The 21,251-nt window shown below is 68.4% G+C and carries 21 protein-coding genes; 8 read left to right on the top strand and 13 right to left on the bottom strand.

Annotated features, from left to right (window positions below; all coding sequences use genetic code 11):
• Window positions 1–23 precede the first annotated feature (23 nt).
• Both metK and VFK57_22370 read left to right on the top strand, forming a co-directional pair.
• On the top strand, window positions 24–1,175 hold the full coding sequence (gene metK / locus VFK57_22375; GenBank protein HET7698478.1) for a methionine adenosyltransferase: 1,152 nt from the start codon (window positions 24–26) through the stop codon (window positions 1,173–1,175).
• Window positions 1,176–1,273: 98 nt separating this feature from the next.
• Window positions 1,274–2,860, top strand: coding sequence for a hypothetical protein (locus tag VFK57_22370; protein ID HET7698477.1), 1,587 nt, complete (start codon window positions 1,274–1,276; stop codon window positions 2,858–2,860).
• 7 nt (window positions 2,861–2,867) lie between these two features.
• On the opposite strand, the gene VFK57_22365 is transcribed toward VFK57_22370, so the two are convergent.
• The 7 genes from VFK57_22365 to recN all read right to left on the bottom strand — a co-directional run bounded on the left by VFK57_22365 (window position 2,868) and on the right by recN (window position 11,298).
• Window positions 2,868–3,245: a GntR family transcriptional regulator gene (locus VFK57_22365; GenBank protein ID HET7698476.1), complete on the bottom strand. Its 378-nt coding sequence runs from the start codon at window positions 3,243–3,245 to the stop codon at window positions 2,868–2,870.
• A gap of 137 nt (window positions 3,246–3,382) precedes the next feature.
• Window positions 3,383–5,785, bottom strand: a complete 2,403-nt coding sequence (locus VFK57_22360; GenBank protein HET7698475.1) for an LptF/LptG family permease — start codon at window positions 5,783–5,785, stop codon at window positions 3,383–3,385.
• 325 nt (window positions 5,786–6,110) lie between these two features.
• Window positions 6,111–6,935 (bottom strand): ParB/RepB/Spo0J family partition protein, encoded by an 825-nt coding sequence (locus VFK57_22355; GenBank protein HET7698474.1) that lies wholly within the window; start codon window positions 6,933–6,935, stop codon window positions 6,111–6,113.
• Between the two features lie 18 nt (window positions 6,936–6,953).
• On the bottom strand, window positions 6,954–7,712 hold the full coding sequence (locus tag VFK57_22350) for a ParA family protein (protein HET7698473.1): 759 nt from the start codon (window positions 7,710–7,712) through the stop codon (window positions 6,954–6,956).
• Between the two features lie 82 nt (window positions 7,713–7,794).
• The gene (locus VFK57_22345) at window positions 7,795–8,280 is read right to left on the bottom strand and encodes a bifunctional nuclease family protein (GenBank protein ID HET7698472.1); all 486 of its coding nucleotides are present in this window, start codon (window positions 8,278–8,280) and stop codon (window positions 7,795–7,797) included.
• A complete protein-coding gene (gene miaB, locus VFK57_22340) occupies window positions 8,270–9,646 on the bottom strand; it encodes a tRNA (N6-isopentenyl adenosine(37)-C2)-methylthiotransferase MiaB (protein ID HET7698471.1) in 1,377 nt (458 codons plus the stop codon). Before miaB ends, VFK57_22345 begins: the two co-directional genes overlap by 11 nt.
• Window positions 9,643–11,298, bottom strand: coding sequence for a DNA repair protein RecN (gene recN / locus VFK57_22335; protein HET7698470.1), 1,656 nt, complete (start codon window positions 11,296–11,298; stop codon window positions 9,643–9,645). The genes miaB and recN overlap by 4 nt, the downstream gene beginning before the upstream one ends.
• Before the next feature lie 136 nt (window positions 11,299–11,434).
• Between recN and VFK57_22330 the strand changes: the two genes are divergently transcribed.
• From VFK57_22330 to VFK57_22305, 6 genes are all read left to right on the top strand, one after another.
• Window positions 11,435–12,211 carry a MotA/TolQ/ExbB proton channel family protein gene (locus VFK57_22330; GenBank protein HET7698469.1) on the top strand — a complete coding sequence of 259 codons (777 nt, stop codon included), beginning with the start codon at window positions 11,435–11,437 and terminating at the stop codon, window positions 12,209–12,211.
• A gap of 282 nt (window positions 12,212–12,493) precedes the next feature.
• On the top strand, window positions 12,494–12,955 hold the full coding sequence (locus tag VFK57_22325; GenBank protein ID HET7698468.1) for an ExbD/TolR family protein: 462 nt from the start codon (window positions 12,494–12,496) through the stop codon (window positions 12,953–12,955).
• 13 nt (window positions 12,956–12,968) lie between these two features.
• A complete protein-coding gene (locus VFK57_22320; protein ID HET7698467.1) occupies window positions 12,969–13,748 on the top strand; it encodes a TonB family protein in 780 nt (259 codons plus the stop codon).
• Window positions 13,749–13,750: 2 nt separating this feature from the next.
• Window positions 13,751–15,139, top strand: coding sequence for a hypothetical protein (locus VFK57_22315; protein ID HET7698466.1), 1,389 nt, complete (start codon window positions 13,751–13,753; stop codon window positions 15,137–15,139).
• A 2-nt stretch (window positions 15,140–15,141) separates the two neighbouring features.
• The gene (gene pal / locus VFK57_22310; protein ID HET7698465.1) at window positions 15,142–15,717 is read left to right on the top strand and encodes a peptidoglycan-associated lipoprotein Pal; all 576 of its coding nucleotides are present in this window, start codon (window positions 15,142–15,144) and stop codon (window positions 15,715–15,717) included.
• A 143-nt stretch (window positions 15,718–15,860) separates the two neighbouring features.
• Complete coding sequence (locus tag VFK57_22305) at window positions 15,861–16,697, top strand: tetratricopeptide repeat protein (GenBank protein ID HET7698464.1); 837 nt, start codon at window positions 15,861–15,863, stop codon at window positions 16,695–16,697.
• Window positions 16,698–16,704: 7 nt separating this feature from the next.
• Here the strand turns inward: VFK57_22305 and VFK57_22300 are convergent, their stop codons facing one another.
• The 6 genes from VFK57_22300 to rapZ all read right to left on the bottom strand — a co-directional run bounded on the left by VFK57_22300 (window position 16,705) and on the right by rapZ (window position 21,248).
• Entirely contained in the window at window positions 16,705–17,148 is a 444-nt protein-coding gene (locus VFK57_22300; GenBank protein ID HET7698463.1) for a single-stranded DNA-binding protein, read from the bottom strand.
• A 108-nt stretch (window positions 17,149–17,256) separates the two neighbouring features.
• Window positions 17,257–17,625 carry a hypothetical protein gene (locus tag VFK57_22295; protein HET7698462.1) on the bottom strand — a complete coding sequence of 123 codons (369 nt, stop codon included), beginning with the start codon at window positions 17,623–17,625 and terminating at the stop codon, window positions 17,257–17,259.
• A gap of 88 nt (window positions 17,626–17,713) precedes the next feature.
• Window positions 17,714–19,435 (bottom strand): phosphoenolpyruvate--protein phosphotransferase, encoded by a 1,722-nt coding sequence (gene ptsP / locus VFK57_22290; protein ID HET7698461.1) that lies wholly within the window; start codon window positions 19,433–19,435, stop codon window positions 17,714–17,716.
• Between the two features lie 2 nt (window positions 19,436–19,437).
• On the bottom strand, window positions 19,438–19,746 hold the full coding sequence (locus VFK57_22285; GenBank protein HET7698460.1) for an HPr family phosphocarrier protein: 309 nt from the start codon (window positions 19,744–19,746) through the stop codon (window positions 19,438–19,440).
• Window positions 19,743–20,174 carry a PTS sugar transporter subunit IIA gene (locus tag VFK57_22280; GenBank protein HET7698459.1) on the bottom strand — a complete coding sequence of 144 codons (432 nt, stop codon included), beginning with the start codon at window positions 20,172–20,174 and terminating at the stop codon, window positions 19,743–19,745. Before VFK57_22280 ends, VFK57_22285 begins: the two co-directional genes overlap by 4 nt.
• Before the next feature lie 108 nt (window positions 20,175–20,282).
• The gene (rapZ, locus tag VFK57_22275) at window positions 20,283–21,248 is read right to left on the bottom strand and encodes an RNase adapter RapZ (protein ID HET7698458.1); all 966 of its coding nucleotides are present in this window, start codon (window positions 21,246–21,248) and stop codon (window positions 20,283–20,285) included.
• Between the last annotated feature and the right edge of the window lie 3 nt (window positions 21,249–21,251).

The following is a 21,251-nucleotide window of genomic DNA, read 5'->3' as shown; positions in this document are numbered from 1 at the left end:
CATGCAAGGAGCTCGATTCGCACATGAGCCGTAACGGCCGCTACCTGTTTACCTCGGAATCGGTGACCGAAGGACATCCCGACAAGATCGCCGACCAGATTTCCGACTCCATTCTCGACGCCATTCTCGCGCAGGACCCGGTGGGGCGCGTCGCCTGCGAGACGCTCGTCACCACCGGCCTCGCCATCGTCGCCGGCGAGATCACCACGAGCTGTTACGTGGATTTCCCGAGCATCGTCCGCGACACCATCAGGGACGTCGGCTACACCCGCGGCAAGTTCGGCTTCGACTCCGAGACGTGCGCCGTGCTCTCGTCGATTCACGGCCAGTCCCCCGACATCGCCCAGGGCGTCGATCCGGGCGGCGCCGGCGACCAGGGACTCATGTTCGGCTATGCCTGCACCGAGACGCCCGAACTGATGCCGATGCCGATCATGCTCGCGCACAAGCTGGTCCGCGGGCTGTCCGAGCGGCGGCGCGATCATTCGATGGATTACCTGCGGCCCGACGGCAAGTCACAGGTGTCGATCGAGTACGACCACGGCCGTCCCGTGCGCGTCGACACCATCGTGGTGTCGACGCAGCACAGCCCGACGGTCACCAACGAGACGCTGCGCGAGGACATCACCGAGAAGATCGTCAGCAAGGTGATCCCCAAGGAGATGATGGACGCGAAGACGCGCGTGCTCATCAATCCGACCGGCCGGTTCGTGGTCGGCGGGCCGCACGGCGACGCCGGCGTCACCGGGCGCAAGATCATCGTCGACACCTACGGCGGCGCCGCGCCGCACGGCGGCGGCGCGTTCTCGGGCAAGGATCCGACGAAGGTCGATCGCTCGGCGTGCTACATGGCGCGGTACGTCGCCAAGAACGTCGTCGCCGCGGGGCTCGCCGAACGCTGCATGGTGCAGCTGGCGTATGCGATCGGCGTGGCCGAACCGGTGTCGGTGCTGATCGACACCTACGGCACCGGCACGATCTCCGACGACAGGATCAGCGAGCTGGTGCGCGCGCACTTCAAGCTCACCCCGCGCGGCATCATCGAGTCGCTCGATCTGCGCCGGCCGATCTACAAGAAGACCGCCGCGTTCGGCCACTTCGGCCGCACCGAGCCGGAGTTCACCTGGGAGAAGACGGACAAGGCCGCGGCCCTGCGGGCCGACGGCGGGCGGTAACGCTCCCGGCTGGCGGCGGCGCGGTGCGCAACACTCGCCGGCTCCTGAGATGGACGCTGATTGCCCTGGCAGTCGGCGTCCTTTTTTTGTGGTGGGCGATGCCGCCGGCCGCGCGCCGCGTGGATGCGTCCGGGTGGGACGACCTGGCGCGGCGTACCGTGCCGGGCGCCTTTCACATCCACACCACACGATCCGACGGCCACGGCGATCGCGGGCAGATCGCCGCCGCGGCGGCGCGCGCCGGGCTGCAGTTCATCATCCTGACCGACCACGGCGACGCCACGCGGCCGCCGGATCCGCCGGCCTACATCGACGGCGTCCTCGTCCTCGACGCGGTGGAAATCAGCACCGCGGACGGGCATTACGTGGCGATCGACATGCCGCGCGCGCCGTATCCGCTCGGCGGCGCCGGCGAGGCGGTCGCCGAGGACGTGCGGCGGCTTGGCGGGTTCGGCATCGCGGCGCATCCCGATTCGCCGAAGCCGGCGCTGCGGTGGAGCAGCAGCGTCCATCCGGACGGAATCGAGTGGCTGAACCTGGATAGCGAGTGGCGCGATGAAACGCGCGGTCAGCTCGTTCGCGCCGCGGCCGGGTATCTGCTCCGCCAGGGGCCGGCCCTGGCGAGCATCCTCGATCGTCCCTCGGCGCTGAGCGCGCGCTGGCCGGCCCTGCTTGCCGCCGGACGCACGATCGGGCTCGCCGCCGCGGACGCCCACGGCGGCGTCGGGCGCCGCCAGGAGGATCCCGGACGCAGCCTGGCAGGCCTGGTCGGCATCCCCGGCTACGAGGCGAGCTTCCGCGCGCTGAGCAACCGCGTCATCCTGCCGCGCCCGCTCTCGGGTGACGCGGCAGCCGATGCGCGCGCGATCTACACCGCGATCCGCGCCGGCAGCGTGTTCTCGGCGATCGACAGTCAGGCAGCCCCCGCGCTGCTGCACTTCAGCGTCGAAGCCGGATTCCAGACTGCAGCCATGGGCGCGCAGCTTCCAGGCGACGCGGACGCGACGCTCGTCGTCCGCGCGCCGGTTCCACCGGGGAGCCGGATTTCGCTCGTCCGCAACGGCCGCACGGTGACGTCGATCGACGGCGGCGAACTGCGGCATGTGGTCACCGGCGGGTCGGGCGCGTATCACGCCGAGATCGCCATCGCCGGCGTTCCGGGCGACCCCCCGGTGCCGTGGATCGTTTCGAACCCGATCTACTTCGGCGGGGGCGGCGGGGCAGTGCGGCCGCCCGCGGCGAGCGAGGCACCTCTGGCGGCGAACATCCCGCCGTTTCCCTGGCGGATCGAGAAGGACCCGGCGTCGAGCGCGACGCTGCGGACCGGGGCCACGGACGCGACGCTGGAATTCAAGCTCGCCGATGGAGCGCGCAACGATCAGTTCGTCGCGCTGGCGACGGACGTCAAGCCGCCGGTGACGGGAATCAATCTGTCGCTGGCCGGGGATCGCCCGATGCGCGTCTCCGTCCAATTGCGCTCGCCGGCGGGCGGCCGGTGGGGCCGCTCGCTCTACGTCGACCCGGCCGGGACGTCGATCCAGGTGCCGGTGTCGTCGCTGGCGCCGATCGGCACGCCGCCCGGATCCGCAGGGGAGGCGACGTCGCTCCTCCTCGTGGTGGATCTCACCAACGCCCAACCCGGCCGGACGGGTGTGCTGCGCGTGCTGGCGAGCGCGCTCAAGTAGGCGGCCGTCAGCTGCTTTTCGGGGAGATGTCGTCGAGCGCCTTCCGCAGGTCGCTGGCCAGCAGGCCGTGGCGGAAGGCCTCGCGGAGCGCCTGCTCGGCGATCCGGCGGGCGATCACCGACGGGTTCTGCCGGGTGTCGCGACGCGGGGCAGCAGCGATGAACGCGCCGAGCCCGCGCCGCGTTTCGACGATCCCCTCCTGCGCCAGCGTGCGGTAGGCGTGCTGGACGGTGTTGGCGTTCAGCTTCAGCTGCTTCGCCAGTTCCCTCGCTGCAGGGAGGCCCTCGCCCGGTTTCAGGATCCCCACCGCCACCGCCCGCCGGACCTCGTCCGCGATCTGCCGGTAAACCGGCCGCGGATCGTCCGTCCGAAGCTCGATGAACATTGCGGGTAGCATAGCAGACTAGTCAACTAGTTCACTAGTGTGCTAGCTAAGAGCGGCAAGGGGCACGCGGCAAGCGGTGAGCGGTAAGCGGGTGAGCGGAGGGCGGACAGCGGACAGCCGCCCGCGGCCGCAGCCGCCTACGTCCGAGCGGTGAGGAGCAGGTACGCCGCGCTGCCGGCGGCGAGGATGTTTGGCGCCCAGCCGGCCATGATCGGGCCGAGAATGCCGGCTTTGCCGACGGCCGCGAAGGCGCCGCCCAGGATCCAGTAGACGAGCGCCAGGACGATGCCGATGCCGATGCCGTAGAGCGTGCCGCGCTTGCCCGCCGTCATCCCGAACGGGATCGCCAGCAGCGTCATCACCACCGTCACGAAGGGAAAGGCGAGCTTCTTCTGCAGGTCGATCGTGAGCGGGACGACGTTGAAGCCGCTGGCGGAGAGCTCGTCGATGTAGCGCTTCAACTGCGGGACGGTCATCATCTCGGCAATCGGCTGCAGCGTCTCGAAGTAATCCGGCGGTTCCAGGGGAAGGGGACGCTCGGCGAATGCCGTCCACGCGGTCTGGCCGGTGAAGTCCTGCTGCCAGCCGGTGGTTGCCAGCCAGGTGTCCCCTTTGAAGGTGGCGCTGCGGGCGAAGAGCTGGCTGTCGAGCCGCCAGGCATCCCTGGCGGGACGGTAGACTTCGAGGTTCTGCAGCGAGCGCCGCTGCGGGTCGAAGTAGGTGTAGTGGTAGATGGCGCCGTCGCGCCCGACGACCCATTGGCGCAGGAGGGGATTCGACGTGCGCGGCTGCCGTCCCCTGATCCGCGAGTCGAGCGCTTCCGCCTTCTCGTTGGCCTGCGCCATGACGCGCTGTTCCAGCCCGTAGAGCACGGCGCTCCAGGCCAGCGAGAGGACGAGGAGCGGGGCAGCGATGCGATACAGGCTGATGCCGCAGGCCTTCATCACCGCCAGTTCGCTCGAGCGGCTCAGGAGCCCGAAGGTCACCAGGACGCCGAGCAGCGCCGCCAGCGGAATGACGAAGTAGACGAACTGCGGCGTCATGTAGCCGAGGAGCTGCACGACCATCCCGGGCGTCGCCTGCCCCTTGAACAGCTTGTCGGTCTTGTCGATGAACGTGCCGATGTAGAAGAGGCCGAGCAGCGCGGCGAATGACAGCGCGACGGCGCGGACGTAGATCCCGGCGACGTATCGATCGAGGATGGTCGGCATCAGCCAGGCGATCCGCGGCACGCGGATCACCACCACGACGCCGCGGCGTCTGGCCATGGCCGGTGCGCCCGGCGCCGCCGCCGGCGACGGGGCTGACGCGCTCGATGCCGCGGCGCGGCGCCGCGCGATCGAGCCTTTGACGGCGTTCGTCAGCTTGACGATCGAACGGAAGGGAATCCGCCCCTCCGCCCAGCGCGCGCGCCAGATGAGCGCGAGGATGCCGAAGGGCAGCAGAATCAGGTTCGGCACCCAGCGCGCGAGCTGACCGACCAGCAGCGTCCGCGACGCGGCGTCGGGGCCCGCGTAATACCCCTTGGTGACCGACTCCGCCAGGTACAGCAGGATGTAGTACACGAAGATCACCGCGATGCCGACGACGAAGCCGGCGAGCTTGCCGTCGCGGGCGACCGTGAGGCCGAGGGCGACGCCGATGATCCCGAACACGACGCACGCCGCCGGGAACGAGAACTTCTGCTGGATCGCCATCATCTCCTGGTGGGCGGTGGTGTTCTTCGACAGCTTGTCGCGCGCCTGCTCCTGGAGCGCGGTGATCGTCAGCTCGTTCAGGCCGCGCAGCAGCTTGCCGGAGTCCGAGAACACCGTCTTCGGATCGAGCTGGACCATCAGGTCGGTCGGGAAGCGGTAGGTCTCCATCGACTGCGCGCGGTCGCCGCGGCGCGAGTAGCGGGTGCCGTCCTCGAGCACCAGGGTGACGGTCTGTTTCTGCCGATCGAGGACCAGCCGGCCGCGCGCCGCCAGGTACAGCACCGTCATGCCGTCGGGGCGCCCGGTCTCGGCAACCATCACGTCTTTCCAGCCGCCGCCGGCTTTCGGGATGTCGCGCGCGTACAGGACCCAGTTGGGAAAATTGGTGAAGAACACCTGCGGCCGGACGTCGTTCTCGACCTGCTGCGACACCACGTCGTAGACGATCTGCCGGTAGGTCTGATTGGCGTCGGGAATGGCGCGAATCATCACGTACAGGTGCGCCGCGCCGATGACGGCGGCGAACAGGAACACCGGCCGGAGCAGGCGGTACGGACTGACGCCGCAGGCCAGCAGCGCCACCGCCTCGCGGTCGCCGGACATCCGGCCGAGCCCGATCAGCAGGCCGACCAGGAGCGCCATCGGGATGGTCAAGCCGAGCGCCTGGGGGACCAGCGTCAGGACGATCCGCGCGGCCACGCTCCAGGTCACCCCCTTGGCGACCAGCGCCTCGAGATAGTCCATCGTCGGCGGGATCTCGAGGATGAAGGTGAAGATGAGCAGCGACAGGAAGAACGGCGGCAGGATCTCGCGGATGACGTACCGGTCGAGGGTTTTGAACACCGTGTGGTCAGAATAACCCGGTTCGGCCGGGGAGCCGGAAACGGAAACGGCGGCGCGGCGCTGGGGCGTTCACCGGAATTCGGCCGCGCGGATTATCCACAGCCCGGTTTTGCGGGGCATTTCCGGTGGTTCTGATAATGTATGTTATGTTAACCAAGACCGCTTTCAGCTGCCAGCTCCCAGCTCCCAGCTTTCAGCTCTCGGCTTTTCGGTTGGCGGTAGCCGGTAGCCGGTAGCTGGGAGCCGGTAGCTGGGAGCCGGTAGCCGGCAGCCCGTAAGCCGTAACTCGTAACCGGTAACCGGTAACTGGTAACTGGTAACTGGGCTACTGACTTCTCAGCTCTCGAATGATCGCCTGGAGCGCCTCGATCACTTCGTCCTTGTCGACGCGGGACTTGGTGAAGCGCAGCTGCAGATTGAACGCCTTGGTCGGCGCCTTATAGCTGAAGGTGTAATGCTTCGGGCGGCCGGCTTTCGGCCTGGCCGCCTCTTTTTCTTTCCGGACCGCCTCGCGCGTCGCGCCGCCGCCGGCGGAGATTTTCTCGATCAGGGCGACCATTTTCTGCGGGTCGCCTTGCCTAACTATCTCTAAAAGCAAGGACTTGGAGGAAATGTCGGCCAGCCGACAGAGGTTTTTGACCTCGTCCGGCATGTTGTTCAGCGACAGCGACTCGGTAATCGACGTCCGCGACTTCCCCAGCCGGCGCGCCATGTCTTCGTGCGTGTAGCCGCACCGCGTGGCCAGCGACTGCAGCGCCTCCGACTCTTCGAACGGCGTCAGGTCCTTGCGCTGGATGTTCTCGATCAGCGCCACCTCGATGATCTCGTCGTCATCCACTTCGCGGATGACGATCGGCACATCGCGCAGACCGACCTGGATGGCCGCCTGGTAGCGCCGCTCGCCGGCGACGATCTGGAACCGCCCGCCTCGCTGGCGGACGATGATCGGCTCGATGATCCCTTTCTCCGCGATCGACGCCATCAGCTCCGACAGGTCCCCCATGACCTGCCGCGGCTGGTTCGGGTTCGGGTCGATTTCGTCGATTCTGACGAGCCGCCCGATCGGCGCACCGGCGGAACTCGCCAGCGCCTCGACGTAATGCTCGTCGTGGCGCATCCGGACACTGGAGGGAAGGCCTCGCTTAGCCACGGGCAATCTCCTTCGACGTCATGCGCGATCCATCACTTCCTCGCACAATCGGTAATACTCCGCCGCGCCGGTCGAATCGGGCGCGAAGGTGAAAATGGATTCCTTGTAGGCCGGACTCTCCTCCAGCCGCACGCTCTTGGTGATCACGGTGTTGAACACCTTCGAGCCGAACACCTTGTCGATCTGCGCGCGGATGTCGCGCGCCAGCGCCGTGCGCTTGTCGTGCATCGTGATGACCACGCCCAGGATGTTCAGCGACGGATTGGCGCGCGCCCGGACCTTCTCGATCGTCTCCAGCAGATCGTCCGTCCCCTCGAGCGCGAAGTACGACGACTGGATCGGAATCAGCAGGTGCGTCGACGCCACCAGCGCGTTCACCGTCAGCAGCCCCAGCGTCGGCGGACAGTCGATGACGATGTTCGGATACCGCTCGACGATCGGCGCGAGCTTGTCCTTCAGCCGGAAGTGCGCGTCGATCTCCCCCACCAGCTTCGACTCGAGCTTCGCCAGGGCGATGCGCGACGGCGCCACCCACAGGTTCGGCTGCGACGTCGACGGCAGGATGACGTCGTCGAACGTGACGTCCCGCTCGGCAATCGCGTCGTACACGCTTCGCGTGACCGTGGTCACGTCGAGATACGACATCGTGCTGTTGGCCTGCGGGTCGAGATCGACGAGGAGGGTGGGTGTGCCGCGCAGCGAGAGAGCCGCGGCCAGGTTGATGGCGGTCGTCGTTTTGCCGACGCCGCCCTTCTGATTCGCGATAGCAACGATCATCAGGTGATCAGGGGCGCAGTGTCGGCATCTTAACACCCGCGCCCTGAACCACCAAGAATGGAATGCGTCTCGCCGCCGACCGCTACATCTTGTATTTGCCCAAATCGTCCGGATCCAGGTTCTCGAGCCACTTCTGGAGCCGCTCGGTCTCCCCTTTTTCCGGCGCGATGTCCACCGTCTTGGCGTGATCGATGACCTTCTCGTCGACGAAGATCGGCGCCTGCGCCCGGAGCGCCAGCGCGATGGCGTCGCTCGGCCGCGCGTCGACCGCCACCACTTCCCCGTTGACGTTGAGATAAATCAGCGCGAAGAACGTGTTCTCCTTCAGGTCCGAGACCACGATCTTCTCGATGCGCCCGCGCAGGTCGGCGATGACGTTCTTCAGCAGGTCGTGCGTCATCGGCCGCGGCGTGGTGACGTTCTCGATCTGCAGCGCGATCGCGTTGGCCTCGAACACGCCGACCCAGATGGGCAGCACGCGATGCCCGTCCTTGTCGCGCAGGATGATGATGGGCATGTTGGTGATCGGATCCACCATCAGCCCCTTGATCGTCATTTCAATCAGCATGGATGGCCTCGCCCCGGAGGCTGTTGGGATTGGCCCCGGTGATGCGAACCTCGACGAGCCGGCCTGCCCACGACGGGTCGCCCGGGAAATTCACCACGGTGTTGCCGGACGTGCGGCCGGAGAGCTCCCAGTCCCGGCGGCGGCTCGTGGCGTCCACGAGCACCCGCTCGACGCGGCCGATCGCCGCGGCGAACAGCTCCCCCTGAATGGTCTTCTGCAGCGACTGCAGCGCGACGATCCGCCGCGTCTTCTCCGCGTCGCTCACGTCGTCGCGCAGGCGCTTGATCGCGAGGGTGTTGGGACGCGGTGAGTACTTGAACGAGAACATGCTGTGATAGCGCGCCGCCGCCGTGAGCGAGAGCGTCTGCTCGAAATCCTCGTCGCTCTCGCCCGGGAAGCCGACGATCATATCGGTCGATAGCGCCAGATCCGGCATGGCCTCGCGCAGCCTCGCCAGCAGTCCGAGATACTCCTCGCGTGTGTGGCGCCGGCGCATCGCCTGCAGGACGCGCGTGGAGCCGCTCTGCACCGGCAGGTGGAGATGCCGGCACACCTTCGGCAGATCGCGCAGCGCCGCGATCATGCGCGGCGTGACGTGGCGTGGATGCGGGCTCGCAAAGCGGATCCGCTCGATGCCCGGCACGTCGCTGACGCGCGCCAGCAGGTCGGCAAAGTCGCACGCCTCGTCCGGCGCCTGGTAGTGATTGACGATCTGCCCGAGGAGCTGGACCTCCCGGGCGCCGGTGTCGGCAGCGTGCCGGACGTCGGCGACGATGTCGCGCGCCGGCCGCATGCGCTCCTTGCCGCGCGTGTACGGCACTACGCAGAACGCGCAGAACTCGTTGCAGCCCTCGATGATGGTGACGTAGGCCCGATGCCCGTCCTGCCGCCGCGCGACCCCGAGCGGGAACGACACGTCGTCGTACGGATTCAGATCGACGCGCGCAGCGGCGACCGACGTCCGCCGTCCGACGTCCACGAGATCCCGCCGACCCTCGACCCTCGACCCTCGCACCTCGGACACGAGCAGCGGCAGCATCTTCAGACTCTGCGTTCCAATCAGCACGTCGATGACGTGGCCGTTGGACTTCGCGAGCAGCTTCTCGCCTTCCTGCTGCGCGACGCAGCCCGCGACCGCGACGACGGGGCGCGAGCCCGCTTCCTCGCCCATCATGCGGATCTCGCCCAGGCGGGTGTACAGCTTCTCTTCCGCCTTCTCCCGCACGCTGCAGGTATTGATCACGATGACGTCCGCGTCCCGGTCGTCGCCGGTGCGCTCGTAGCCGGCCTGCTCCAGCAGTCCGGCCATGCGCTCGGAGTCGTGCTGGTTCATCTGGCAGCCGTACGTCTCGACGAGGTACTTCACGGTTTCGCTTTCGCCTTTCGCCCGATATTCGCTTTCGCTTCGATGATTTCGCGCGCGCCGGCGAGCACCGCGGCGCTTACGTCCGCTCCTCCCATCATGCGCGCGATTTCGGTTTCCCGCGCCACCCCTTCGACCCGGCTGACGCTGGTGGACGTGCGGCCGCCCTTCACCGCCTTCTCGATGCGGAAATGCGCGGCTCCGTACGCGGCGATCTGCGGCAGGTGCGTGATGCACAGCACCTGGCACCGATCCCCGAGCAGGCGCAGCCTGGCGCCGACGACGTCCGCGACGGCGCCGCCGATGCCGGCGTCGACCTCGTCGAAGATCAGGGTCTTGCCGGGGGCATCGGTCGAGGCCAGCGTCTTCAACGCCAGCATGATGCGCGAGAGCTCGCCGCCCGAGGCGATCCGCGCCAGCGGCCGCAGCTCCTCGCCGGGATTGGGCGAGATGTAGAACTCCGCTTCGTCGAGGCCGCGCTCGGTCCACTGCGCTTCCCCGCCGGGAGCGGCGAAGCGCACCTCGCACCGGGTCCTGGCCATGGCGAGGTCTGCCAGCGCCTTTTCGATCGCGCGCGCGAACTGCGTCGCGGCGGCCCGGCGGCGCGCCGACAGCGCTCCGGCGACGCGCGTGTATTCCGTCCGGGCCCGGTCGAGCGCGGCGTCGAGCTCGGCGGCGCGCTCGGTCGCGTGCTCGATGTCGTGCAGTTCGCGCCGCAGCGCCGCCGCCTTGGCGATCGCGTCCGCGAGGGACGGGCCGTGCTTCCTCTTCAGACGCTCCAGCAGCGCGAGGCGATCCTCGATCTCCTGCAGGCGCGCCGGAGACGCGTCGATGTCCTCCGCGTACGAGCGCAGGAAGAACGCCAGGTCCTCGAGCTGCGACTTCACCGCGTCTTTCGCGTCGAGGTACGGCACGAACCTGGGATCGAGCGCCGCCAGCTCCCCCACACGCTTCCACGTCGCCGCCAGCGCCGGCAGCGCCGCGTCGTCACCTTCGTAGAGCGACGTGTACGCCTCGGCGCACAGGCGCTGCAGCCGGTCGGCGTTCGACAGCACCTGACGCGTCGCCGCGAGCTCTTCGTCTTCACCCGGCTTCGGGGACGCCTTGTCGATCTCCGCGAGCTGGAACGACAGGAACTCGGCGCGCGACGCCTTCTGCTGCTCGCCGGCGGCAAGCCGCGCCCGTTCGTCGCGGACCGTCTGCCACGCGCGGAACGCCTCGGCGACCGCGCCGCGCTCGGACGTCAGGCCGGAGAACTCGTCGAGCAGATCGAGATGCGCGGCGGGATCGAGCAGCACCTGGTGCTCGTGCTGGCCGTGAAGATCGACGAGCGCGCCCGCGGCATCGCGCAGCGCCGCGCTGGTGACGAGCGCCCCGTCGACGAACGCGCGGCTGCGTCCCTGGGCGGATATCTCGCGGCGGACGATGAGCTCGCCGCCGTCGGGCTTCTCGAATACCGCCTGCACGGTGGCGGTCTCCTCGCCGGTGCGCACCAGATCCGCGCTCGCGCGGCCGCCCACGAGCAGCCCGACGGCGCCGACCAGGATCGACTTGCCCGCACCGGTTTCGCCCGTCAGGACCGTCAGTCCGGGGCCGAACTCGAGCTCGAGGCCGTCGATGACCGCGAGGTGACGGATGCTGAGGAACCGGATCATGCAGAACTTCAATTCTATCAGAGCTTTGACAGCGCCTGAGGTGCGTGTTACGCTGCTGCAACTGCGCTGTCCCAGCGGCGCATCAAGGGTCACCGGCCAATCGTGGCGGTTGGGCGGCAGGACCGGAGGTCTCCGTTTGCACACGCTTGGCTTTGTTGCCGTCGCCCTTCAGGCGGCGGCGGCGCCGGACCCTGGGACCGGCGGAGTGGACTTCATCACCCTCATCGCGGAAGCCACTTGGCTTGCGAAGAGCGTCCTTCTGATACTGCTCCTCTTCTCCGCCGTTTCCTGGGGCGTCATTCTGTCCAAGACCTGGCAGTATCGCCGCGCGGCGCGCGACACGCACACGTTCCTGCAGGTCTTCCGCAAGAGCACCAAGTTCTCCGAGGTGCAGTCGATCGCCGCGAGCGTGCCGTCGAGTCCGCTGGTCGGCATCTTTCAGGCGGGTTACGCGGAGCTGAACACGCAGCTGCGGCAGCCGGGCGTCCGCGCCTCGTCGCAGCCCGACGGCGAGCCCAAGCCAGCCGCGGGCGCCGCGCGTCCAACTCTACGCAGCCTCGACGCGGTCGACAGGGCACTGCTGCGCGCGACGAGCGTCGAAGTGAGCAAGCTCGAGAAGCGCGTGCCGTTTCTGGCGACGACGGCGAGCATCACGCCGTTCATCGGGCTGTTCGGCACCGTGGTCGGGATCATGGTGGCGTTCTCGCGGATCGGCGCGGAGGGATCGACGAGTCTCGCGGTGGTCGCGCCCGGCATCGCCGACGCGCTGATCGCGACCGCGGCGGGCCTGTTCGCGGCGGTGCCGGCGGTGTACTTCTACAACGCGTTCTCGAACCGGGTGAAGGAGTTCGCGGCGCAGATGGATGACTTCGCGCTCGAGTTCCTGAACATCAGCGAGCGCAACTTCACGTGAGCTGTCGTTTTACTCGAAGGAGTCGAAGGATTGCGAAGGTGGCGAAGGAGAGTGTGATTCGTGAATCGAAGGGGCGAAGGTCGAAGGTCGAAGGGTCGAAGGTGAACGGCATGCTCCTTCGCTCTTCGCCCCTTCGACTGCGGAGGCGAACGCTCCTTCGCTCTTCGCCCCTTCGACTGCACGGCAACGCTCTTTCGCTCTTCGCCCCTTCGACGCCGAGCCGAACGCTCCTTCGCCTCTTCGCCTCCTTCGACCCTTCGATTCGAATGACAGGAACGCAGGATGCCTAAGGTCCATCAGAACGGCCACGGGGTGAACGCGCGGCGCGGGCGCGGCAATCGGGTGTCGACGTCGCTCGCCGAGATCAACGTCATCCCGCTGGTCGACGTCATGCTCGTGCTGTTGATCATCTTCATGGTCGCGGCGCCGATGATGACGCAGGGGATGCAGGTGAACCTCCCGCAGGCGCGGCGGGCCACGCCGGTGACGGCGGAGCCGATCTACATCACCGTGCCGGCGAACTTCGCGGCGGAGCGGCGGGTGCAGATCGGCAACGAAACGATTCGCGTCGACATCCTGGCGGAGCGCGCGAAGCAGTCGCTGCTCGGACGCGACGAGAAGTCGCTCTTCGTGCGCGCCGACGGCTCGGTCGCCTATCGGGATCTCGTCTTCGTCGTCGACCGGCTCAAGGAAGGCGGGATCGAGAAGGTCGGCCTCATCACCGTACCGGTGGGCGCGAAGTGAACACCGATTGAACATGGACGCGGTTTCCGAAGTCCTCGACGTTCGATCGCGCGACGCCGACTCGCTGGCGCGGATGGTCGCGGTGTCGCTCGCGGCCCACGTCGCGATCATTGCCGCGTTGACGATCATGCCGCGCTTCTCCACCGGACAGGACGATCGGGTGCGGGTCATGACGATCTCGCTGGCCGGGGCTGAAGGGCCGCAGCAGGGGCGCAACCCCATGGACGCGCGCAAGGTGGAGACCGTCGTCCCCGAGGGCAAGAAGCCGGCCGACACGCCGCCGATGGCGACCAAGCCGGAGATGATCGAGCCGGTGAAGAAGGCGCCGGCGCCGCCGAAAGCGAACGCCAAGCCGGATCCCGCCAAGCCGCTCCCCCAGCTGCAGGGACGCACCCCTTCGCAGGGGGCCGAAGTGAACAAGGGGACCGCGCGCATCGAAACGAACAGCACGGCGCAGACGCAGACGCCGGGGCTGGCGACGGGCGGGGGCGGCACCGGCGGCATGTACACCGACTACGCCGATTTCTGCTGCCCGGAATATCTCGTGCAGGTCCAGACACTCATCAAGCGCAACTGGCAGCCGCGCCAGGGGCAGGTCGGCCAGAGCACGGTGAAGTTCACGATTCAGCGCGACGGGACGATTACCGACGTCTCGATAAAGGAAGGCAGCAACCAGTTGCTGAACCTCGCATCGCAGCGGGCGCTGATTCTGACGCGCAGTGTGCCGCCGCTGCCGGCGGGGTTCCCACCCCAGCAGATGACCGTCTATCTAGTCTTCGAGTATCAGCGGTGACGATGAAACCAACACTCCTCGCACTTGTCGCTCTGGGCGCGTTCAGTTCCCTTCAGGCCGGCGGGCAGCAACCCGCGCCGTCGACCCCTCCGCCGCGCCCGCAGCAGGAGATCTTCGAGCTGAAGATCAGCGGCTCCGGCGGCGGTCCGCCGAAGCTCGCGGTCGCCGGATTCGTTCCCCTCTCCAACGACGCGGAGACCGTCGCGGCGGCCAGGACCATCACCGACGTCCTCTGGGACGACATCGCCTACGAGCGCGAGTACTACATGATTGCGAAGGACGCGATCGCGACCATCCCCAGGCACACGTCCGTGAACGATGTGCCGCTCGATCGCTACAAGGAGCTCAACGCCGACGGCATCGTCGCCGGCACGGTGCGCCGCGCCGGCAACGGGATCGTCGTCCAGGTGCGGGTGATCCAGGTGGCGAGCGGACAGTCCGCGTTCGGGAAGGAATACACCGGGTCCGCCGGAAACCCGCGGCGGTTCGCGCACACGATCTGGGACGAGATGTACAAGCAGCAGCTGCAGGGGCGCGGCGTGGCGCGCACCCGGCTGACGTTCTCGTCCGATCGCGACGCCGAGCGCCTGAAGGGGCCGGTCAATCGCGACGTCCAGGAGATCTATCTCGCCGACTACGACGGCGCGAATCCGCGCAAGGTGACCAACACGCGGACGCTGAACATCACGCCGACGTGGTCGCCCGACAGCCAGGTGATCGCCTACACCAGCTACCGCCCCTCCGGCGGCGCCGGCACGTTCCAGGACATCGTGCTGTCGTACATCGAGACCGGCGCCCGCACGACGCCGGCCAACGGCGACCCGCAGAAACAGAACTACCTGCCGATCTGGTCGCCGGACGGCACGAAGATCGCCTTCACCAGCAATCGCGACGGCAATCCGGAGATCTACGTGATGAACCGGGACGGCAGCGGCCTGCGCCGGATGACCACCCATCCGGCGATCGACGTCTCGCCGACGTGGTCGCCGAGCGGCAACCAGCTGGCGTGGGTGTCGGATCGCACCGGTACCGGGCGGATCTACATCATGAACGTCGACGGCACCGGCCAGCGCGTCCTGATCAACGAGGAGTCCTACCGGCCGACCTGGTCGTCGGAGCCGTTCAACGAGATCGCCTACGCGGCGCGCAGCGGCCCCGGGTACGATATCAAGGTGTACAGCTTCCAGACCGGCGAGTCGCGGCGGATCACCGACGGGATCGGCAGCAACGAGAGTCCGGCGTTCGCGCCCAACGGGCGCCACATCGCCTTCACGTCCACCCGGAACGGCAAGGTGCAGGTCTACACGATCGCGCGCGACGGCAACGATCTGCGGCAGATCACGCGCGAAGGCAACAACAAGTATCCGAACTGGTCGATGGAGCCGAAGTGACGATGAGACACACACAGTTTGCGGCGATCGCTCTGCTCGCGGCCGCGCTGGCGGCTGGTGCCTGCGGCGGGAAGAAGCCGCCGGTGGCGCGGCCGATGCCGCCGCCCGCCGGGAGCGGCGGCGGCGCCACCAACCCGACTCCGGCGCCGCCGACGCCGGTGCCCGAGACCACGGTGCCGCCCGAGCCGAAGATCACCGACGATCCGCTGGTGTCCGGCGACCTCGACGCGATCAACAAGAACTCGCCGTTCCAGCCGGTGTTCTTCAGCCTCGACAGCTTCGAGATCGAGGGGCCGGCCCAGCAGGCGCTGACCGCGAACGCCGAGATCCTCAAGAAGTACCCGACGTGGGTGATCACCATCGAGGGGCACTGTGACGAGCGCGGCACCGCGGAGTACAACCTGGCGCTTGGCGAAAAGCGCGCGCTGGCGGCGCGCACCTACCTGCTGTCGCTGGGCATCCCGGCCGATCGGCTGCGGACCGTCAGCTATGGCAAGGAGTTTCCATTCGATCCGGGACATGACGAGGCGGCGTGGTCGAAGAACCGCCGCGCGCATTTCGTGGTCACCAGCCGGTAGTCATCGGGTGATCGGGTGATCGGGTGATCGGGTGATCGGGCGATCGGGTGATCGGGTGATCGGGCGATCGGGCGATCGGGTGATCGGGCGATCGGGTGATCGGGTGATCGGGCGATCGGCAATCGGGTGATCGGGAGTTGGCTATGAAAGCGATCAGATGGGGCGTGCTGTGCGGGCTGGTGCTGTCGGCGTCTCCCGCGGCGGCGGCCGACAAGACGCACCTGCAGCTCATGGCGGAGATCCGGATGCTGCAGGAGCAGAGCCAGCAGCTGCAGATCCTGCTGGGCAGCCTGCAGGACGCGCTGAAGACCGTCACGACCAAGCTGGACGAGCAGTCGGCCGCGACGCGCAAGGCGATGGCGGATCAGACGCTGGCGATGAACAACATCGGCGACAACGTCCGCGTGCTGCGCGACAAGACCGATGAGACCAACGTCCGGCTCTCGACCGTGGCGCAGGAGATCGATGCGCTGCGCCAGTCGCTGGCGTCACAGCCGGCCGCAATCCCTGTCGGCACGCCGCCGGGAGGCGCGCCCGGCACCGAGCCGGCGGCCGCGCCGCCGACCGCAACCGCCCCGCCGCCGACACCCACCGGGGTGTCGCCGCAGCGGATGTTCGACGCGAGCTTCGACGACTACTCCGCCGCCCGCTACGATCTCGCGATCCAGGGGTTCCAGGGCTTCATCCAGGCGTTTCCGCGCCTGCCCCAGGCCGCCGACGCGCAGTACAACATCGGCATGTCGTACTTCAACCAGAGCAACTGGCCGCAGGCTCGCGACGCCTTCCAGAAGACGATCAACGACTACCCGCAGGCGACCGATCGCGTCGCCGATGCCTACTACAAGCTCGGACAGACGTTCGAGATGCTGAAGCAGGTCGACAACGCGAAGCGGGCCTACGAGACGCTGATTCAGCGCTTTCCGAACGCGTTCACCGCCACGCAGGCGAAGAACGCGCTCGATCGATTGACGAAGAAATAGCGGCCCGTCAGAACGGAATGTCGTCGTCCGTGAGGTCGTGAATCGGCTCGCCCATCGGCTCGTGATCGCCGCCGGGCGCGCCGGCTCCGGCGCTCCGCTGCTGCTGGGCGCGAGGGCCGCCTCCGCCGCCGCCGCCGAGCAGCGTGATGCGATCGGCGCGAATCTCGGTGGTGTATTTCTCGTGGCCGTCCTTGTCCTGCCACTTCCGCGTCTGCAGCCGCCCTTCGACGAAGATCTGCTTCCCCTTCGTCAGGTACTCAGACAGCGACTCCGCGGACTTGCCCCACAGGACGATGCGGTGCCATTCCGTCTTCTCCTGCTTCTGGCCCGACGCCTTGTCGTTCCACACCTCCGTCGTGGCGAGGTTCAGCGTCGCCACGGGCGCGCCGCCCGGCGTGTAGCGGAGTTCCGCGTCGCGCCCGAGATTGCCCACCAGGATGACTTTGTTCACACTGCCCATACGTTCTTCTCCCCGTTGAAGCAGCCCGCTCCAGGCTGCTGAAAGCCGCCTGCCCCGGGACCGCGGCGGTCTCGCCGCGGCGCCGGCGGAGGCGAAAGGTCAACTCTGGCGGCCGTAGCGATCCTCCAACCGCACCACGTCCTGCAGCTCCGGCGTCGAGACTTCGAAGATGTCGCAGTCGGTGATCGCCGTCATCCGGTGGACGGTTTTCGGCGTGACGTGCACCGCTTCGCCCGGCTTCATCTCGCGCTGCGTGAGCGGCCCGCCGGCCGTGCCCTCGTGCCCCTCGGCGATCTCGAACAGCATCCGGCCCGACCACAGGAAGATCGTCTCGTCCTTCTGGTTGTGGTACTGGAGGCTGAGCGCGTGGCCGGCGTTGACGTGAATCAGCTTGCCGACGTAGCGATCGGTCCTGGCCCAATGCAGCTCGTAGCCCCACGGCTTTTCCACTCGCGTCAGTTCACTCACTATCGCTCCTTGTCGTGACAAGCCAGGTCATTTCTTGTCGCCGCTCGCTCCATTCGGCGCGCTTGGCAGGCTCCGCGCCGCCCGCGGTCTATCGCCTGACCGCCGCCGCATCTGCGAGCACCGCTTCGACGTCCGCGACGGTGGCGGCGCGCAGCGCGCGGCTGGCGAGGCGGGCGGTCTCGGAGATCCGCAGCCCGCGCACCACCTGCTTGGCGATCGGGATCGCCAGCGGGGTCATGCTGAACTCGCGCAGGCCGAGTCCGGCCAGCAGCGGCAGCAGCGCCGGATCCGCCGCCATCTCGCCGCACACCGACACCGGGAGCGCGCGGCGCCGCGCCCCGCGCGCGACGTGGCGCAGCACGCGCAGGATCGCCGGGTGCAGCGGCGCATACATGCCCGACACCCGATCGTCGTTGCGGTCCACCGCCAGGGTGTATTGAATGAGATCGTTGGTGCCGATGCTGACGAAGTCCGCTTCTCCGGCAAGCAGATCGATCGTCAGCGCCGCGGAGGGCACTTCGATCATCACGCCGATCGGCACGTGCGGCGTCGACACGCCGCGGGCGCGCAGCGTCGCCGCCGCCTGCGCCACGGCGGCTCTGGCGGCGCGCAGCTCCTCGATGCCGGTGACGAACGGGAACATCACGCGCAGCGGACCGTGCACGGCCGCGCGCAGCAGCGCCCGCAGCTGCGCCTGAAACACCTCCTCGAACGACAGGCTCAGACGCAGCCCGCGCAGGCCGAGCGGCGAGCGCGCCGGGCCGTCGTCGGGCGCGAGGCCCATCTGCCCTTCGCTGACGTCGAACGTGCGGACGGTGACGCGCCCGCCGTTCATCGCCTCGATCAGCTGCCGGTAGACGGCGTACTGGGCGTCTTCGTCGAGACCGGTCGCGGTCGTTCCGGCGAGCAGGAACTCGGACCGGTACAGGCCGATCCCTTCGGCGCCGCGCTGGCGCGCGCGCGCCGCGTCCTCGGGCAGCTCGACGTTCGCCTCGATGCGGATGGCCGTGCCGTCGAGCGTGACCGACGGCAGCGCCGCATAGTCATCGAGCGATCGTTCGTAGGCGCGCCGCTGCTTGGAGCGCGCCTCCAGCTCGGCGAGCTGCGCCGGCGGCGGGTCGATCCACACCTCACCGGCCGAGCCGTCGACGGCGACGAGCGCGCCGGGGGCGATGGCGCCGCTGGCGTGGCGCACGCCGGACACCGCCGGCAGGTGGATCGAGCGGGCGAGGATCGCGGTGTGATACGTCCAGCTGCCCGCGTCGGTGACGAAGCCGGCGAGCCGGTGCAGATCCAGCTGGGCGACGAGCGACGGGCTCAGCTCCTCCGCCACCAGCACCAGCGGCCCTTCGAGATCGCGGAACATCTCGATCGGATCGCCGCCGCTGAGGTTCATGCACAGGCGCCCGACGACGTCGTCGACGTCCCCTTTGCGCTCGCGCAGATACGGATCGTCGATGCGATCGAAGAGCGCCGCGATCTCGTCGTGCGCCCGCTCGAGCGCGGACTCGGCGTTGAGGCAATCGGCGCGGACGATCTCGACGGCGCGATCGACCAGCATCGGATCGTCGAGCATCAGCCGCTGCGCCTCGAACATGTAGGCGTGCTCGGTGCCGGCGGCGTCGGTGATGCGCTGCGTGATCCGCGCCAGCTGCTCGCGGGCGCGGTCGCGCGCCAGGTGCAGCCGCTCGAGCTCGGCGGCGATGCGGTGCTCGGGGATGCGGAAGCGCAGGCGGCGCGTGCCCCGCGTCACCACCAGCGCGCGGCCGATGCCGATTCCCGGCGACACCCCCAGGCCGGACAGCTGCACGGCTACTGCTCCTGCGCCCTCGCGGCGCGCGGCGCGTCGCCCGCCGCGGTCTCGTCGAAGCCGCGCTCGATCAGCGCGCACAGCGCGCCGATCGCCTGCGCCTCGTCGGGCCCGTCGGCGGTGATCCGGATCGCGCTGCCATGCGCCGCGGCCAGCAGCAGCAGTCCCATGATGCTCTTGCCGTCCACTTCGCGCTCGCCGCGGGCGACGCGGATGTGGGACGCGAACGCGCCGGCCGTGTGCACGAACTTCGCCGCCGCGCGCGCGTGCAGGCCGAGCGGATTGAGAATCGGGACCTCGCACGCCGTCATGGCTGATTCCCGCGCAGCAGATCGGACGCCACCCAGATGGCGTTGCGTCCCTGGTCGCGAATCTCGCGCGCCAGCGTCAGCAGGTCGGTGTCCTTCAGCGGCCGCGCCAGTTTCATCAGCATCGCCAGGTTCAGGCCGGTGATCACTTCCACATTGTCCTTCTCGAGGAAGGTGACGCCGAGGTTCGCCGGCGTGCCGCCGAACATGTCCGCCAGCACCAGCACCCCGGCGGGCGCGTCGGCCGTCCCCGCCTTCTCGCGCACGCGCGCGATCGCCCGCCCGATCTCCTCGCGGGCGTTGTCCACGTCGTCGTGCCAGCCGATCGACACTGCCGTGAAGTGCGGCAGGTCGCCGACGATCATCTCGGCGGCGTTCAGCAGCTCGGTCGCGAGTTGCCCATGCGTCACGACGACGACTCCGACCTTCATCTATTTCCGGGGGCTTCGCCCCGCCGGACCCCCCTGCACGCTTCCGCCTTCGCCGAGGCTCCGGCGAGACCCCGCCGGAGCTCGACGAGCGTAGGCGGGCGCATCATCTCAGTCAATCGCGATGTCACGATGTCGCACCCGCGCCTGGACCCCCTTGAGTCCCGCGAGCCCTTTCTTGATCGCTTCGGCGATCATGACCGATCGGTGGCGGCCGCCGGTGCAGCCGATGCCGACGGTGAGATAGCTCTTCCCCTCGGCGACGTACTGCGGCACCAGGAACCGCAGCAGGTTCAGGGTGTGCTCGAGGAACTCGTGCGTCGCGTCGGCCTTGTCCAGGAAGGCGCGGACTTCCCGATCGCGGCCGGTGTGCGGCCGGAGCTTCGGCACGAAATGGGGATTGGGCAGGAACCGCACGTCGAACAGCAGGTCCGAGTCTACCGGGATGCCGTGCTTGAATCCGAAGCTCAGCACCGTCACCACCAGCTGGGAGCCGGGCGAGCGCCCGCTCTCGACGTTGCGGAACGCGTGCCGCAGCTCGTGCACGGTCATCGCCGAGGTGTCGACCACGTGATCGGCCAGCGCGCGGAGCGGCCGCATCAGCGCCCGCTCCTCGCGGATGCCCTCGATCGCCGACCGGTTCGGCGCCAGCGGGTGCGGCCGCCGCGTCTCGCTGAAGCGGCGCACCAGCGCGTCGTCCGCCGCGTCGAGGAAGATCAGCACCGGGTGCAGCCGCGGCATGGCGCGCAGCCGCTTGAGCACGCGCGGCAGCTCGTCGAGCATCTTCCCCTCGCGCACGTCGACCACCACCGCGGCGCGCGAGATCTCGTTGCCGGCGCGCAGCGTCAGCTCGGCCAGCATCGGCAGCAGCGCCACCGGCAGGTTGTCCACGCAGAAGTATCCGAGATCCTCGAGCGCGCGGATCGCCTGCGATTTCCCCGAGCCCGACAGCCCGGTGAGGACGACGAACCTCGATGCGACCGCAGTCCGCGCCGCGCGCCGCGCCGCATGACGCTTTTCCCGCACGCCCTTCGCGGTCCGCCGCGTTCCGCCTGCCGCCGTCCGCCTGCCGCTCACCGC

It is taken from the genome of Vicinamibacterales bacterium (assembly GCA_035699745.1).
Lineage (GTDB): Bacteria > Acidobacteriota > Vicinamibacteria > Vicinamibacterales > 2-12-FULL-66-21 > JAICSD01.
Note: the sequence above shows the minus strand (reverse complement) of the source record. Positions and strands in the feature narration are given on the sequence as shown.